Origin of the sequence: Actinoplanes sp. NPDC026670 (genome assembly GCF_040638175.1) — a bacterium.
Classification (GTDB): domain Bacteria; phylum Actinomycetota; class Actinomycetes; order Mycobacteriales; family Micromonosporaceae; genus Actinoplanes.
On sequence record NZ_JBEZXU010000005.1, the window covers coordinates 1 to 15,628 of the forward strand.

The following is a 15,628-nucleotide window of genomic DNA, read 5'->3' on the forward strand; positions in this document are numbered from 1 at the left end:
GGTCGCCCTCTCAGGCCGGCTACCCGTCGTCGCCTTGGTAGGCCATTACCCCACCAACAAGCTGATAGGCCGCGAGTCCATCCCAGACCGAAAAAACTTTCCACACCCACACCATGCGGCAGAGTGTCGTATTCGGTATTAGCCCCCGTTTCCGAGGGTTATCCCAAAGTCCAGGGCAGGTTACTCACGTGTTACTCACCCGTTCGCCGCTCGAGTACCCCGAAGGGCCTTTCCGCTCGACTTGCATGTGTTAAGCACGCCGCCAGCGTTCGTCCTGAGCCAGGATCAAACTCTCCAACAAAATCTGTTGAAAAACTCATCCCGGCAACAAAAATGTTGCCAAAGGAATCTCCCGCTTATCGCCTAAACGACAAGCCGGGGTATTGCCATAATTGGCACTGGCTTATCAAGCACCCTGTTGAGTTCTCAAAGAACAACCGCACACCTTGAAACCGATCCGCATCCGCGGCCCGCTTCCCCGGGGCACTCGCTCCACTTTACTAGTCCTTCTCGGTGTTGTCAACCGGTTTCTCCCGGTTGGACCCGATCTGCCCTAGTACCTCCATACTCAGGCGCACGGCTAGGCCGTGATCCGAAGTTCGAAGGTTTTCCGTCAGGACGGCCGGCCGGGCCCCAAAGTTCAGGTCCCGCTCGCTCGCCCGTCTCCCTGGCGGCTCCCAAAACATTACCCGCTGGTTTCTGGGGCTCCAAATCGGGGGTCACCCTTAGTCGTTTCCGCAGGTCAAAGCCATGCAATGCAGCCAAGGAAGTCATCCGCCAGGGATGAAGACAGGACGAGAGACTGCGGGGAGGCAGGCACCTCCCATCCCCAATGCCGCGCGGTTAAGACCCGGCAGGCGGTTGGATGCACTCCGGCCAGGCCGACCCCGATGAGGGCGGACGAGGCGTTCGATCTGGACGGAGTGCCTGCCGCAAGATTCAGTTGCGGCGCCCGCCCGGCGTTCAGGCGGTGCCCGCCCGGCGTTCAGAGAGCCTTGAGCGCGTCGCCGATGCCGCGGTGGAACGTCGGGTACGCCCAGATCTGGCTAAGCAGAGTCGTGATCGGCACCTCGGCGTGGACGGCGACAGCGAGCGCCCCGATCATCTCGCCGCCGGCCGGCCCGGCGGTGGTGGCGCCGACCAGGACACCCCGGTCCATGTCGGCGACGACCTTGATGAAACCCTCGTTGCCGGGTCCGTGCACGAAGCCTCGCGAGGTGTAGCTCAGCGGGACGTGGCCAACTTTGACGTTCGCGAGCTGCTCAGAGGCTTGTGCGAAGGTGAGACCGACCGCGCCGATCTCCGGGTCGATGAAGGTGACGCGGGGCCGGGCGCGATAGTCGGCGCCGGGTCCGCCCTGGCCGAGGATGTCGCGGACGGCGATGTCGGCCTCGTACATGGCCATGTGGGTGAAGGCGCCGTTGCCTGTCACGTCGCCGACCGCCCACACGCCCTCGCCGGCGCGCATCCGGTCGTCGGTGGTGAGGAAGCGGGCCGACGGGTCGAGGCCGACGGTCTCCAGGCCGAGGTCACCGAGGCGTGCGGCGCGGCCGGTGGCGACGAGGAGTTTCTCGCCGGAGACGGTGCTGCCGTCGGAGAGCTCGACGGTGAAGCCGCCGTCGTGGGAGACCTTCGTGGCGCGAACCCCGGTACGGATGGTGGCCCCGATCACCGAGGCGGCCACCTCGGACGACTCGGGCTCCTCCATGGCGAGGATCCGGCCGGACCCCTCGATGATCGTGACCTGGACCCCGAACCGGACGAAGACCTGGGCGAACTCGCAGCCGATCGCGCCGCCCCCGAGGATCACGAGCGACTCCGGCAGGGTGGTGGTCTCGACGGCTTCGCGGTTGGTCCAGTACGGGGTGCCGGCGAGCCCGTCGATCGGCGGGATGACGGCGACCGTGCCGGTGGCGACGACCAGGGCGCGCGAGGCGGCGTACTCCTGTTCGCCGACCCGGACGCGGCCCGGACCGGTGATGGTGGCCCGGCCCCGCACGAAGGTCCCGCCCTTGCCGGTGAACCTGTCGACGGCGACCTTGTCGTTCCAGTCGTCGGTGGCCTGTTCGCGGACACGGCGGGCGACGGGCGCCCAGTCGGGTTCGACGGTGGCGGTGCCGGCGAGGCCGGGGATGCGGCGGGCCTCGGCGAGCGCGGATCCGGCGCGGACCATCATCTTGGTCGGGATGCAGCCCCAGTACGGGCATTCGCCGCCGACCAGGTTGTGTTCCACCCCGATCACGTCGAGCCCGGCTGCGGCGAGTCGTCCGGCGGCTTCCTCGCCGCCCACGCCGAGTCCGATGACCACCACGTCCACGTTCCGCACGTCGCCCATGGGTCTCAGCTAACCACCGATGGGTTTCCTCATGTGGGCGGCGCGGTGGCCGATTCAGAACCTTCGCGGAAGCGGGTCACACCGAAGAAGCGGAACGGGTCACACCGAGGAAGTGGCGGCCATGAGGGGGCGATGGCGGGCGTTGGCTGGCGCTCACCATTCTCATGGCCGCCAATCGGTGTTTAAAGACCCGCCGGAAGAAGGTTTGACGGACGCAACCGCCGGCGGGTCCCGTTATCGCAGCCAGACCGCTTCGTCCCGGTGTGATTCGAGTGGGCCGGGATAGCCGAGGCCACGGAATTCCGACTCGGGGAGACGCCACGGCTGGTGCACGGCGGCGCCGTCGATCCCCTTCAGTTCAGGTACGTAACGACGAACGTACACGCCTTCGGGGTCGAATCGGAGTGCCTGGCGGATCGGGTTGAAGCGTCGGTAGGGCCTGGTGTCGTTTCCGGTGCCGGCGGTCCACTGCCAGTTTCCCGAGTTGTTCGGCACGTCTCCGTCGAGGAGCCAGCGGAAGAACCAGGCGGCACCGGGCCGCCAGTCGATGCCCAGGTGTTTGGTGAGGAAGGCCGCGGTGATCAGCCGGGCCCGGTTGTGCATCCAGCCTTCTTCGCGCAGCTGGCGCATGCCGGCGTCGACGATCGGCACTCCGGTGAGCCCGTCTTGCCAATGTTGGAGGGCGTCGTCGTCGTAGCGCCAGTCGCGGTCGGCGGCCGGACGCATCGCCTTGGTGGAGAGCTGCGGGAAGGTCCAGGTGACCTGGTAGTAGAAGTCGCGCCAGCAGAGCTGGCGGACGAAGGCGTCGGCGCCACGGTCGCGGGCCGCTTCGGCGAGGGCGAGTGGGGAGAGACAACCCCAGCGGAGGTACGGGCTGAGTCGACTCGTGCCGTCGCCGGGTAGATCGTCGTGCGCTTCCGCGTACCCATCGATGTCTTGCCGCATCCACGTGGTGAGCCGGCGCCGCGCCGCGGTCTCGCCACCCTCGCAGGCGTGCGGTGATTCGCCGGCCGGCAGGCCGGGCAGGCGGCCGACGGTGACGCCGTCGGGGAGGGTGAGCCGTTTCGGTGTCGCCGCCTGACTCCGCCAGGTGGCCGCTGACCAGGAGCGGAAGTAGGGCGTGAAGACCTTGTAGGACTCTCCGCCGCCGCCCGGGCGGACCGCGCCGGGGTCGACGACGGTGACGCCGGAGTGCAGTCGCAGGTCGATCCGGTGGCGTTCGCACTCGTCGTGGAGGCGTTGTTCGCGGCGGCGGGCGTACCCGCTGACGTCGGCGGCCAGGTTGATCGTCTCGGCGCCGGTGTCCCGGGCGACACGGATCGTCTCGGCGATCGGGTCGCCCTCTCGGACGATCAGGTCGCCGCCTTTCCCACGGAGCTGTTCGCGCAGGTCGGCGAGGCTCTGGTGGAGGAAACGGGTGCGGTTCGGCGACAGGCCGGCGAGTTTCGGGTCGAGCACGTAGAGGGGGACGGTCCGGTCAGCGGCGGCCGCGGCGGCGAGGGCCGGATTGTCGTGTACGCGCAGGTCCCGGGTGAGCAGGACCACTGCGGTGCCCATCACGCCGCCAGCTGGACCGGCGTGCCGGGCCGGGTGAGGAGGCTGCGCACGGCGACTGCGGCCCGGCGGCGGTTGGGGACTGTGGCGCGGCGGCCGAAGACGTCGTAGTCGACCGCCTCGATCTCGTCGAGGATGCCGCCGTAGAGCTGGAAGGCGGTGCGCATGCAGGCCTGCGAGGCGGGTTCGAGCATCGGGATGCCCGGCGCGGCCAGCGCGTAATGCTCGCGGGCTCGGGCGACCTCGGCTTTGATCAGCGCTTTCACGGCGGGGGTGGCGATGCCCTCCTGGAGGGTCCGGCGGGTCACGCCGTACTCGGTCAGGTGGTCCTCGGGCAGGTAGACACGGCCGCGTTCGAGGTCTTCGGCGACGTCTCGGATGAAGTTGGTGAGCTGGAAGGCGAAGCCGAGCTGGCGGGCCGGTTCGCGGGCGGCGGCCGGGTCGGAGGAGCCGAGGATGGGCAGCATCATGGTGCCGATGACCGCGGCCGAGCCCTCCATGTAGTCGAGCAGGTCGTCGTAGGTGCGGTAGCCCGTGACGGTGATGTCCATCGTCATGCTGCGCAGGAACTTCTCGAAGTCTTCGAGGTCCAGGTCGAAGACCGCGATGGTGTGCAGGACGGCCGGCAGGAGCGGGTCGTCGGTGGGTTCGCCGCGGAGGCCGTCGAGGAAGCGGGTCGACCACTCGGTGAGCAGGGCGGCTCGCTCGGCGGAGGGCCTGGACTCGGTCCGGTCGACGATTTCGTCCGCATATCGGGTGAATCCATAGAGGGCGTGCACATGCCGCCGCTTCCACGCCGGTAGCAACCGGGTCGCCAGGTAGTACGTCCGCCCGTGCTCACGGTGCAGTTCACGGCAGCGCTCGTAGGCAGCTGCCAGATCGGTTTCCACTCCGGGACCTCCGGCTAAATCGACGCACGAATCGACGCAACTTCAGAAGTTAGGGTACGGTACTGAGCGTGGCCAATCACACCCTCGAGGGAAACCGTCTCGAAGCGATCCCTCGCCAGCCGGTCTCGCACCGAGCGCTGATCGGCGCCGTCGAGGGCACGCTGGCCGACTTCCTCGCCTGCCAGATCGCCTCCCTCGACACCGTCGACCCGGCCCTGGGTGGATTCGCCAGGACAACCCGTGACCTGGTCATGGCCGGAGGCAAACGGATCAGGCCGACCTTCGCGTATTGGGGCTGGCGCGGCGTCGTCGGTTCCGCCGAACCGGTGGAGGGCGTTTTACCCGCTCTCGGCGCTCTTGAACTCATGCACACGTTCGCGCTGGTCCACGACGACCTGATGGACCGGTCCGCCACCCGGCGCGGCCGGCCCACCGCTCACCGGCTGTTCGCCGGCCAGCACGGCGACCGGTTCGGTGACTCGGCCGCGATCCTGGTCGGCGACCTGTGCCTGGTCTGGGCCGACCAGCTGCTCGCCCGGACGGCGCTGCCCCCCGCCACCCTCTTCGACGTGCGGACCCGCTACGACCGGATGCGGGTCGAAGCGGTCGCCGGGCAGTATCTCGACGTGCTCGGCGAGACCGATCCGGCGGCCTGGTCGGTCGACCGGGCACTGCTCGTCGCGCGGCACAAGACGGCCAGCTACACGGTGCAGTGGCCGCTCGGCTTCGGTCTGGCTCTCGCCGCCGGCGGTGATCCCGCGCTCGAGGAGGCCTACCGGATCTACGGTCTCGCCGTCGGTGAGGCCTTCCAGCTCCGTGACGACCTGCTCGGCGTCTACGGCGATCCGGCGATCACCGGCAAACCCGCCTGCGACGATCTGCGTACCGGCAAGCCGACCACCGTGCTCATGCTGGCCCGGCAGCTCGCCACCAGCGCCCAGCTCGACGAGTTCGCAGTGGCCGGCATCACACGACAGGCCGAGATCATCGCGGCCACCGGGGCGCCCGCCCAGGTCGAGGAGATGATCCGGTCCAGAGTCGACGAAGGAGTCGCGGCCATCGCCGAGGCCCCGGTCCGCACCGAAGCCCGCGCCGCCCTGATCGAGCTGGCCACCGCGGTCACCCACCGACCGGCATGATGAATCTTATTTTTGGAGCCGTGACGTGCGAATAGTGACCGGACCCACCGACCGGGTCGTCATCGTCGGCGCCGGGCTGGGCGGTCTCGCCTGCGCCCTGCACCTGGCCGCGGCCGGCCGGCAGGTCACCGTCGTCGAGCGGGAGCCGGTGCCGGGCGGGCGGGCCGGGCGGCTCTCCGTCGGTGGGTACGACTTCGACACCGGTCCGACCGTGCTCACCATGCCCGAACTGATCGCCGAACCCCTCCAGGCCGTCGGCGAGAACCTGAGCGACTGGCTGGAGCTGAGCCCGCTCGACCCGGCGTACCGCGCCTACTACCCGGACGGGTCCACGCTCGACGTGCGTACCGACACCACCCGGATGGCGGCCGAGATCGCCCGGGTCTGCGGCGCCCGCGAGGCCGACGGCTACCTGCGGTTCGTCGATTTCACCAGGCAGCTCTGGCAGCTCGAGCGCGACCACTTCATCGACCGCAACCTCGACACCCCGGTCGACCTGCTCAACCTCAACCTGCTGAAACTCCTCGGGATGGGCGCGTTCCGGCGGCTCCAACCCAAGATCGACCAGTATTTCCGCGACCCCCGGACCCAGCGGATCTTCTCGTTCCAGGCGATGTATGCCGGGCTGGCCCCGCACGACGCGCTCGCCATCTACGCGGTGATCGCCTACCTCGACTCGGTCGCCGGGGTCTACTTCCCCAAGGGCGGCATGCACGCCGTGCCGAAAGCGCTGGCCGGCGCCGCCGAGAAACACGGCGTCACGTTCCGCTACGACACCACCGTCGAACGGGTCCTCACCTCGAACGGCCGCGCCACAGGCGTCGTCACCGCCGACGGCGAGCACATCCCGGCCGACGTCGTCGTCCTCAACCCCGACCTGCCGGTCGCCTACCGCGACCTGCTCCCGGCTCGCCGCCAGCGGCGACTTCGCTACTCACCGTCGTGCGTGGTCCTGCACATCGGTTCCAGCCAGGCCTATTCCAAGATCGCCCACCACAACATCCATTTCGGTACGGCGTGGAAAGGCACTTTTGACGAGGTGATCCGTAAGGGTCTCCTGATGAGCGACCCGTCCCTGCTGGTGACGAACCCCACACACACCGACGCCACGGCGGCTCCCGACGGGCGGCAGACCTACTACGTGCTCGCCCCCACCCCAAACCTCGAAGCCGGGCCGATCGACTGGCGTGCCGGCATGGACCGGCGCTACGCCGACGAGTTGCTCCGGGTCCTCGAAGGGCGCGGTTATGTCGGATTCCGGGACGGCATCGAGGTGCAGCGGATCATCACGCCGGCCGACTGGGCCGACGACGGGATGGCCGCCGGGACGCCGTTCGCGGCTGCGCACACGTTCGCCCAGACCGGGCCGTTCCGTCCGTCCAACCTGCACCCGACCCTGCCCAACGTCGTCTTCACCGGGTCCGGCACCCAGCCCGGGGTGGGCGTGCCGATGGTCCTGATCTCCGGGAAGCTGGCCGCCAACCGGATCACCGGAGGTCCCGCATGACCGCTCCCTCGCCGCGCGCCGGCACCGCCTCCTGCCCGGTCCCCCCGGCCACCGCCTCTTCCCCACCGGCCACGCCACCTTCCGGCCCGGCGTCGTCTCCCGCTTGCCCAGCCTCGCCCTCCTCCGACCTTGCCTCGCCCTCCTCCGGGCCGCCCTCGTCCCCTTCCGGCCCGGCCTCGTCTCGGGAGGCTGAGCTTGTCGAGCTCGTCGACGGGGAGGGTGTGTTCACCGGGACTGCCACGGTTCGTGACGCGCATGAGGCGCCCGGGATGCTGCACCGGGCGTTCTCGGTCTTTCTGCGCCGGCCCGACGGGCGGGTGCTGCTGCAACAGCGGGCCGCGGTGAAGACCCGGTTCCCGCTGCGCTGGGGCAACACCTGCTGCGGGCATCCGGTTCCGGGTGAGGAGGTCACCGTCTCAGCCGGGCGGCGACTGCGTGAGGAACTCGATGTCTCGGACGTCACACTCCGCGAGGTCGGCGTCTACGTGTATTTCGCCGAGGATCCCGTCACTGGGCGTGTCGAGCGGGAGTACGACCACGTTCTCCTCGGTGACGTGCCTGCCGACACGGCGTTCCGGCCCGACCCGGACGAGGTGGCGGAGCTTCGATGGGTGACGGTCGACACGATCCTGCGGGAGATCGGCGAGGCGCCTACGGCGTACGCGCCCTGGTTGAAAGGGGTGACCCGCCGCCTGGCCGACCACCTCGACCCACGGACCTCGGTCGCATCGACCGAATCGGCAGCGGAGCGGTCGGGTGGCAAATGACGGCCTGAGCGCCGGCGCCGCCGCACGCCGCCTCGGCGTCGCGGTGACCACGCTGCGCACATGGCATCAGCGGTACGGTCTCGGGCCGAGCCGGCACGAGCCCGGTCATCATCGCCGGTACACCGTCGAGGACATGGTCCGTCTGCAGGTCATGCAGCGGCTCACCGCTCAGGGCGTGGCCCCGGCGGAGGCGGCGGCCTGGGCGCGGCGAACCCCGGAGTCCATTCCGGACATCTCGCGTCCGGAGGGGGTGGTCTACCCGTCGCCCTCCACCCATTCGGCCCCGGACGATTCGGCGTCCCACCTGGCCTCCTTCGCCGGGGCGGTCGCTCCCGCAGATTCGGCCGAACCCGTGCTCCGGGCCGCTGCGGCCGCCGCGCGGGAGTCGATCCTGTCGCTCGTCGAGTCGGGCGCGCTGATCCCGGATGCGGCTCCCGGTGACGGGCGGGCCGGCGGTGGGCAGACCATCGCCCTGGGCCCGCGCGCCGATCCGGCCGCCCGCGGGCTGGCACGGGCGGCGATGCGGCTGGACACGCCGTCGATGCGCTACATCCTGGAATCGGCGGTCACCCATCGCGGCGTGATCTCCGCCTGGAACAACGTGATGATGCCGGTCCTGATCGGGATCGGTGAGCGCTACGAGGCCACCGAACGGTTCGTCGAGGTCGAGCACCTGCTGTCCCGCTCGGTCACCGAGGCGCTCAGCGCCGTGCCCCGCCCGCCCCGAGACCTGACGCCGCGGATCCTGCTCGCCGCGGCCGACGAGGAACAGCACACCCTGCCGTTGGAGGCGCTGGCAGCCGCGCTGGCCGAGAACGGGGTACCCAGCCGGCTCCTGGGAGCACGGGTGCCGTCTCGGGCGTTGCTGGACGCGGTGGACCGTACCGGGCCGGCCGTGGTGGTCCTGTGGTCCCAACTGCCCGGCACCGGTGACGTGACCCAGCTGGAGCGCCTGCTGTCCCGGCCGCACCCGCCTCTCGTGGTCGCGGCCGCCGGACCGGGCTGGCCGATCGCCGATCTGCCCCCCACGGCGACCCCGCTGAGCGGCCTGGCCGAGGCGGTTCAGGTCGCCTCCGCCGCGAACGCCTGACGTTTTCCCAGGTCAGAGTGATGTTTGCAAGAAAGGGGGATACCGATTTGAAGATCAGGACAGGCATCGCATATGCTTTGCATGCCTCAAGCGGGGGGCGCGGTTGGGGCTAGAGACCACCAAGCGTTGCCGATCGCGCAGCCAGCGCGATGTGCAATGATGGCGGAAGTTGCCCTCATCGTCTAGTGGCCTAGGACGCCGCCCTTTCAAGGCGGTAGCACGGGTTCGAATCCCGTTGGGGGTACTGGTAAGTTAGTGGTCGCAAGCCACTGGCAAGCCAAGGCAAGACAGTTACATAGCAAGGTCCTGTGGAGCAGTTGGAGTGCTCGCCGCCCTGTCAAGGCGGAGGTCGCGGGTTCAAGTCCCGTCAGGACCGCAAGTAAGTTCACGGCCAGGTAGCTCAGTTGGTACGAGCGTCCGACTGAAAATCGGAAGGTCGGCGGTTCGACCCCGCCCCTGGCCACCAAGAGCAAAGATACGCCGACCAGCGGAAACGCGGGTCGGCGTTCTTCATTTCATCGACCGGTTCAGCGTCTGATCCTGCCGGTTGCTCACAACGCGCTCCGCGGAGCCAGCCCGCGTGGGTATCTGTGGCTCGGTTCGGGCCACAGGTGCCCACGCTGCCGGTGCGCCAGGTGTGCCCGACGCGGGCTGCCCGAGTTGCGCCTCTCGATGTTCTGGATCAAAACCGTGGATGGACTAACTTGCGCGACCCTTCAATACTCTAGGGATGGACGTGAATACGGGGGGTAGTTTCGCTGATCGACCTGCGGACGTCGTCGTCGAGTTGAGTGCGGCCGAGGCCGCGGGGGGCGTGGCCAAGACGATCGCCATGCCGCCCGACGGGTCGCCCGTCATGATTTATTTTCCGCCCGGCGCCCAGGACGGCATGGTGCAGAACGTCGATCTGCCCTGGGTCGACCCGGCCACCGGTGCGACATCCACCCGAACCGTGTCCGTGGCCATCCGGGTTCTTCCCGCCGGCCCGTTCCCGCCGCCGCCCTCGTACGGGCCCGGCTACACCCAGCCCGGTTATGCCCAGCCCGGTTATCCCCAGCCCGGTTATGCCGCACCCGGTTATGCCACAGCGCCGCCGCGCCGGTTCGGCACGCGTGCCCGGGTCATCGCCGGCGCCGTGGGTGTCGCCCTCGTCGCCGGGATCTGTCTGGTGCCGACGCTGTTCCGGGAGAGCGACGCCAACACCACGAACAACACCAGCGGTACGACCACGACCTCCACCACGGCGGCCACCCAGTCGACCGAGACCGCGGTCCCCACGACGGCGCCGCTCGATCCGGCCGGCTTCCAGGCCTCACTCGACGAGGCGAACAAGCAGTTGTCCGCCGCCGTCGGCAAGCTGAAGTCGGCCACCTCGCCCCGGGCGGTGTCCAGCGCCGCCGACGCCCTGGCCCAGACTGTGAGCGCCCAGACGTCCGCCCTGTCCGCCCTGACGGTGCCGGATTCGGTCAGTTCGGCACACCGTGACCTGGTCTCCGCGCTCTCCGCCCTGGAGAGCGATCTGAGCGAGGTGTCCAGTGCCGCGGACAGCCGCAGCGTCTGCACCGGTGGGTCGGCCAGCGCCGCGCTCAGCCGGGCCGGTGGGGCCACCGACCTGCGGTCCGCGATCACCGCGCTGAGTGCCGCCGATCCGGCCGCGAAGTACCGGTTCGGCTCGTTCCTTCCGGCGGCGACCAAGGATCAGAACCGCCGTAAGGCCAACGGCAGCTACCTGACCCGTACCACCGGGGGCAGCGGCGAGCTGAAGGTCGACAACGGCAACAATGTGGACACCGTGATCAACCTGGTGAAGGTGGGCTCCAAGAAGCCGGCCGTGTCGGTCTACATCCGGGGGCAGAAGAAGGTCACCACCGGCCGCATCAAGGACGGCACCTACCAGGTGTTCATGTCCTCCGGCGCGGACTGGGACGGCAAGCGCTTCACCCGCAACTGCCAGTTCAGCAAGTTCGACTCCAGCTTCAAGTTCACCACCACCTCCCGGCAGTACACGATCTGGGAGCTCAGCCTGAAGGTGCGGCTGGGTGGCAACGCCAGCTCGTCCGACGTCGATCCCGACTCGTTCCCGAGCTGACTCGTGAACGCGCAACGGCCCGGCCGAGTGGCCGGGCCGTTGTACGTGCAGGTGACCGATCAGGCGATGCGGGCCAGACGGACCTCGAGAGCCGACGGCTTCGCGGCAAGGCTGCTGGCACCGAAGCTGTTCAGGTAGTCCGACCACTTCTTGTACTCGCAACCGGAGTACTTGGCGCCCTTGAGCGCGATGCACAGGTCGACGCTCGACCCGCCGTACAGCTTGTCCTTGGCCTTGGCGCTGCCGACCGGCAGGACCTTGCTGTTGATCTTCTCGCCGACCAGCAGGTCCTCACCGGCGCCACCGCTGAGGGTGTCGTTGCCGGACTCGCCGATCAGGGCGTCGGAGCCGGCGCCACCGGAGATGGTGTCGTGGCCGGTGCCGCCGTAGATCTCGTCGGAGCCGCCCTCACCGTAGATGGTGTCGTTGCCCGTGCCGCCCCAGACGATGTCGCCGTTGTAGTTGGCGTCCTCGCCGGCGCCGGCGTAGATCTTGTCGTTGCCGGCCTGGCCCGAGATCTTGTCGAGCCCGTTGCCGCCGTTGAGCACGTCGACGCCGTTGCCACCGTAGATGGTGTCGTTGCCGTCCTGGCCGAAGACCCGGTCGTTGCCGTCGCCCGCGGAGACGCTGTCGTTGCCGCTGTAGCCGTAGATGGTGTCGTTGCCGGCCGCGCCCCAGACGGAGTCGTTGCCCGCGCCGCCGTAGATGGTGTCGTTGCCCCACGCGCCGTCCAGCCGGTCGGCGTTCGAGCCGCCGTAGATGGTGTCGTTGCCGGCGCCGCCGGTGGCGGACAGGCGGACCGCGGTCTGGTTCTTGACCCAGTCGTTCAGGTCGCCCAGGTTCACGTTGATCGCGGTGGTGGCGCCGGTGGTGGTGCAGGTGACCTTGGTGGCGTCGCCCGCGACGGCGGTGCAGCCGGGGCCCGCGGTGATGGCGACCAGGTCGTCCAGGGTGACGGTCTGCTCAGCGATGGTGATGGTGAGGCCGTTGGCCTTGCCGGCCAGCGCCGTGAACTCGACCGTGCCGGTCCCGGAGACCTGCGCGGTGCCCGCGGGGGCGGCGGCCAGCGCCGGAGCGGAGAAGAGCGCGGTGGAGCCCATCGCCGCGGCGGTGACGCCGATGGCGGCCAGGGTCCGACGGTTGAGCAAGAACATGTGTGTTCCCCCGTTGTCGAGGTAGGCGCGCAGATCGGCCGACCGTGCCGTTGATCGTAGAACGCTACCGTTTCGACGTAACCAGCCGAACGGATGATGTGGGTCGATCTCAGGAAACGAAACGGCCCGGCTGCCGAAACAGCCGGGCCTTGCACGCTGCCACGATGACGGAACGCCACCGTTCCGGCGCTTTTCGAGAACTGAGTGATCTACGTCACTCGATGGGGGTGCCCGGGGAAACTCGCGTGACGGCCGCCGCGCCCACGTTGGCCACCGCGGTGAACCACTCGCAGCCCGACGCGCTGCCCCGGCTGGAGGACTCCAGGCAGATGTCGCCGACCGAGGTGTTGGCGCCGGCGTAGAGCCGGTCCGACGCGGTCGCCGAACCCGACGACACACCCTTGTCGCCGACCACCTTGTAGATCTCGCCGACCAGGATGTCGTCGCCCGCCTCACCCGCGAGGGCGTCGTTGCCGACGTCGCCCATCAGGAAGTCGTTGCCGGCGCCGCCCCAGATCCGGTCGTTGCCGCCCCAGCCGCGGACCTGGTCGTGACCGACACCGGCATAGACGGTGTCGTTACCGGCCTGGCCGTGGATCAGGTCGTTGCCGGCGCCCGTCGCGATGGTGTCGTCGCCGGAACCGGCCGCGACGTAGTCGTACCCGCTGCCCCCGACGATGTAGTCGGCGCCGGAGTCCCCGAACAGCTCGCCACGGCCGTTGCCGCCGTACAGCTTGTCGTTGCCGGAACCGCCCTGCAACTGGTCGGTGCCGGAGCCGCCGACCAGGGTGTCGTTGCCGGTGGAGCCGCCGGCCAGCATGAAGACGCCGGTGTAGTTGCGGACGTAGTCGTTCTTGTCGCCGAGCGCCACCTTGATCGTCTTGGTGGCCTGGCTGGTGGTGCACCGCACCTTGGTCCGGCTGACCGCCCGGCAGCCGGTGCCGGCCTTGATCGCGACCCGGTCGGTGATGGTGACGGTACGACCCGAGATGGTGACCGTGACCTTGTTGGTCTGGCCCAGCAGGGCACGGAAGCTGACGGTGTTCTTGCCCGCGGTCGCCAGACCGGCCGAGGCGGCCTGGGCCGGCGACGCGAAGAGCACGGTGGAGGCGACCGCCACCACGGTGGCGCCGAGTGCGGAAAGGTGCTTCACATTCATCGAGGAACCCCCGTTCGAAGACTTGCGAGCGACACCGGACGATACCGGCCCGGCGCAATACCTGTTCAACACCCGAGTTCGGCGCCGGGCCGGCTGCCTTCGGGACGCATCACCACCCGGATCCGGTCGACACCGGCCATCTTCCGGACCGACGGGAGCGGCCCGCAGTCGAAGTCTCGGCCCACAGTGGTCAGATGCAGTGACTCCGGCATCGTGGCGACCTCGATTCCCTCCATCTGGGTGGGGTCGCCGGATACCCGCTGACGGAGTTTCTCGTACGCCTGCTCCCGTGTCTGTAACCGCACCCCGTCGACCGCCGGCAGCTCGCTGAGCCGGCGTTGCACCGCTTCGCGCTGGCCGGTATCCGCATCCGGCTGCATGACGACCGAGACGGTGAACTCCCGTTCCGGGGCGTATCGCCAGCCGGCGAGGAGCATCGCCGTGGTGGAGGCGATCGAGCCGAGCACCAGCGTGGCCGCGATGACGGCGAGAAGTTGCAGCCAACGCCGGCCGGGTGGGTCGTCTGTCGGCTGTGGATCATTCATGATCCGCAAGCTATATCAACGGACGGTGATGCGGTTGTCCACACCCGTCACGAAGGGCCTTGTCGGCGATCGCCGGTTGCTACAGAGTTGTCGGGATCGGTCACACCCTCGGACGCAAGGAGGCGTCGGCGTGAACGGCTTTGCGAATGATGCGGAGGGCGCGGCCTACACCCTGGCCGAGGCGCTCAGCGAGAAGGCCCTCTCCTGCATGAAACACGCGGAGGAGGCGGCCGAGGCGTTCCGCGCCGGGCGGATCGCGATGCGCCGGCAGTTCAAGGCGCGTGGGCTCTCCGAGGCGGAGGCGGACATACGGTGGGCGGGAACGTCACAGGCGTCCCGGGCGATAGCGGACAACGAGTTCTTCATGTCGCAGGCGTCGATGTACAACAACGCCGCCGCCGCGCAGTACGCGAAAGCTCTCTACCTGAAGAGCAAGTAACCGCGCTCACGCCGCCCGGTGGCGCAGGGTCGCGACGGTGGATCCGGCGAGGGCGAGCAGGCAGTCGGGAAGTGTGCCGTCGGCGATCGCGGCCCCGAAGAGCGCCTCACCGGTCGGGAAGTCGCCGTTGACGTAGGCGCTGACGAACCGGGCCACCCAGCGCTTGTCATATCGCGCGTCATCGATCCCGGGGAACTCCAGGGTCCACGCCCCACCCGGCGGGAACTGGCCGACCATGGTCGCGGCCAAGCACCACGCGACATCCCAGGCGCCGACCACACCGTCCCGATCGACGACCGCGTGGAACGTGTCGGCCACAGCCGCGGTGTCGCCGCTGAGCGCACACTGCAGAACCTGCGCTGCGTCGTCGAATGCGTGCTGTGGTACGTCGGTCACGTTGCAAAAGGTACGTCGGGCGGTCAAGGAACGCACCCGGACGTGGTAATTCAGGCACCCCTGAGCAGGCAGGTGATCCTGGCCGTGCACACCCGGTCGCCGGCTTCGTCGGTGATGACGACCTCGTAGGTGGCGACCGCGCGGCCCCGGTGCACGGGAACTGCGATTCCGGTCACCAGTCCCGAGCGGGCCGCCTTGTGGTGAGTGGCGTTGATGTCCACCCCGACGGCGAACGGCCGGTCGACGGTCTGCCCGTGCAGGACGGCGCCGACCGAGCCGAGGGTTTCGGCGAGCACGCAGGACGCGCCGCCGTGCAACAACCCGTACGGCTGGGTGTTGCCTTCGACGGGCATGATTCCTACGACCCGTTCCGCGGTGGCCTCGGTGATCTCGATGCCCATACGATCTGCGAGCGCACCACCGCCACCGCTGGTGAACAGGTGTTGCTTGCCGTCCTCAGCGATATCCACGTCGGCGTACCTTACGCCCGTTCAGGACCGGCACCAGCGACAACCATCACAGGATCGGCGACTGTTCGATTGATCCGCTGGGTACTGACGGGCA

Annotated in this window: 13 protein-coding genes, 3 tRNA genes, 1 rRNA gene and 1 pseudogene; 9 read left to right on the top strand and 9 right to left on the bottom strand. The window is 68.8% G+C overall.

Features of this window, described 5'->3' with window-relative positions; genetic code table 11:
• The 4 genes from AB0E94_RS06500 to AB0E94_RS06515 all read right to left on the bottom strand — a co-directional run.
• Positions 1–301 (bottom strand): 16S ribosomal RNA (locus tag AB0E94_RS06500); the annotation flags it as partial.
• 684 nt (positions 302–985) lie between these two features.
• Positions 986–2,335 carry an NAD(P)/FAD-dependent oxidoreductase gene (locus AB0E94_RS06505; RefSeq protein ID WP_360323276.1) on the bottom strand — a complete coding sequence of 450 codons (1,350 nt, stop codon included), beginning with the start codon at positions 2,333–2,335 and terminating at the stop codon, positions 986–988.
• A gap of 234 nt (positions 2,336–2,569) precedes the next feature.
• Complete coding sequence (locus AB0E94_RS06510; protein ID WP_360323278.1) at positions 2,570–3,892, bottom strand: deoxyribodipyrimidine photo-lyase; 1,323 nt, start codon at positions 3,890–3,892, stop codon at positions 2,570–2,572.
• Positions 3,892–4,779: a phytoene/squalene synthase family protein gene (locus AB0E94_RS06515; RefSeq protein ID WP_360323280.1), complete on the bottom strand. Its 888-nt coding sequence runs from the start codon at positions 4,777–4,779 to the stop codon at positions 3,892–3,894. The genes AB0E94_RS06510 and AB0E94_RS06515 overlap by 1 nt, the downstream gene beginning before the upstream one ends.
• Positions 4,780–4,886: 107 nt before the next feature.
• Here AB0E94_RS06515 and AB0E94_RS06520 point away from each other — a divergent pair, with 107 nt between their 5' ends.
• The 8 genes and pseudogenes from AB0E94_RS06520 (at position 4,887) to AB0E94_RS06555 (ending at position 11,371) form a co-directional block, all read left to right on the top strand.
• Positions 4,887–5,918: a polyprenyl synthetase family protein gene (locus AB0E94_RS06520; RefSeq protein WP_360323710.1), complete on the top strand. Its 1,032-nt coding sequence runs from the start codon at positions 4,887–4,889 to the stop codon at positions 5,916–5,918.
• 25 nt (positions 5,919–5,943) lie between these two features.
• A complete protein-coding gene (gene crtI, locus AB0E94_RS06525) occupies positions 5,944–7,425 on the top strand; it encodes a phytoene desaturase family protein (RefSeq protein WP_360323282.1) in 1,482 nt (493 codons plus the stop codon).
• Positions 7,426–7,601: 176 nt separating this feature from the next.
• A pseudogene (gene idi, locus AB0E94_RS06530) lies at positions 7,602–8,192 on the top strand (isopentenyl-diphosphate Delta-isomerase); the annotation flags it as partial.
• Positions 8,182–9,282 carry a MerR family transcriptional regulator gene (locus tag AB0E94_RS06535; RefSeq protein WP_360323284.1) on the top strand — a complete coding sequence of 367 codons (1,101 nt, stop codon included), beginning with the start codon at positions 8,182–8,184 and terminating at the stop codon, positions 9,280–9,282. The pseudogene idi and the gene AB0E94_RS06535, both read left to right, overlap by 11 nt.
• Positions 9,283–9,453: 171 nt before the next feature.
• Positions 9,454–9,526 (top strand) — tRNA-Glu (locus tag AB0E94_RS06540).
• Positions 9,527–9,584: 58 nt separating this feature from the next.
• A tRNA-Asp gene (locus AB0E94_RS06545) sits at positions 9,585–9,658 on the top strand.
• Between the two features lie 13 nt (positions 9,659–9,671).
• Positions 9,672–9,748: transfer RNA gene (locus AB0E94_RS06550), tRNA-Phe, on the top strand.
• Between the two features lie 264 nt (positions 9,749–10,012).
• A complete protein-coding gene (locus AB0E94_RS06555) occupies positions 10,013–11,371 on the top strand; it encodes a hypothetical protein (protein ID WP_360323286.1) in 1,359 nt (452 codons plus the stop codon).
• Positions 11,372–11,430: 59 nt separating this feature from the next.
• Here AB0E94_RS06555 and AB0E94_RS06560 read toward each other — a convergent pair whose 3' ends face one another.
• The 3 genes from AB0E94_RS06560 to AB0E94_RS06570 all read right to left on the bottom strand — a co-directional run bounded on the left by AB0E94_RS06560 (position 11,431) and on the right by AB0E94_RS06570 (position 14,229).
• Positions 11,431–12,525 carry a calcium-binding protein gene (locus tag AB0E94_RS06560; RefSeq protein WP_360323288.1) on the bottom strand — a complete coding sequence of 365 codons (1,095 nt, stop codon included), beginning with the start codon at positions 12,523–12,525 and terminating at the stop codon, positions 11,431–11,433.
• Between the two features lie 214 nt (positions 12,526–12,739).
• Positions 12,740–13,684, bottom strand: coding sequence for a calcium-binding protein (locus AB0E94_RS06565; RefSeq protein ID WP_360323290.1), 945 nt, complete (start codon positions 13,682–13,684; stop codon positions 12,740–12,742).
• Between the two features lie 65 nt (positions 13,685–13,749).
• Positions 13,750–14,229 carry a permease-like cell division protein FtsX gene (locus tag AB0E94_RS06570; RefSeq protein ID WP_360323292.1) on the bottom strand — a complete coding sequence of 160 codons (480 nt, stop codon included), beginning with the start codon at positions 14,227–14,229 and terminating at the stop codon, positions 13,750–13,752.
• Between the two features lie 130 nt (positions 14,230–14,359).
• On the opposite strand from AB0E94_RS06570, the gene AB0E94_RS06575 reads away from it, so the two are divergent.
• Positions 14,360–14,668 (top strand): hypothetical protein, encoded by a 309-nt coding sequence (locus AB0E94_RS06575; protein WP_360323294.1) that lies wholly within the window; start codon positions 14,360–14,362, stop codon positions 14,666–14,668.
• A 6-nt stretch (positions 14,669–14,674) separates the two neighbouring features.
• Here AB0E94_RS06575 and AB0E94_RS06580 read toward each other — a convergent pair whose 3' ends face one another.
• Both AB0E94_RS06580 and AB0E94_RS06585 read right to left on the bottom strand, forming a co-directional pair.
• Positions 14,675–15,064, bottom strand: a complete 390-nt coding sequence (locus AB0E94_RS06580) for a hypothetical protein (protein ID WP_360323296.1) — start codon at positions 15,062–15,064, stop codon at positions 14,675–14,677.
• A 50-nt stretch (positions 15,065–15,114) separates the two neighbouring features.
• Entirely contained in the window at positions 15,115–15,465 is a 351-nt protein-coding gene (locus AB0E94_RS06585; RefSeq protein ID WP_360323712.1) for a hotdog fold thioesterase, read from the bottom strand.
• Between the last annotated feature and the right edge of the window lie 163 nt (positions 15,466–15,628).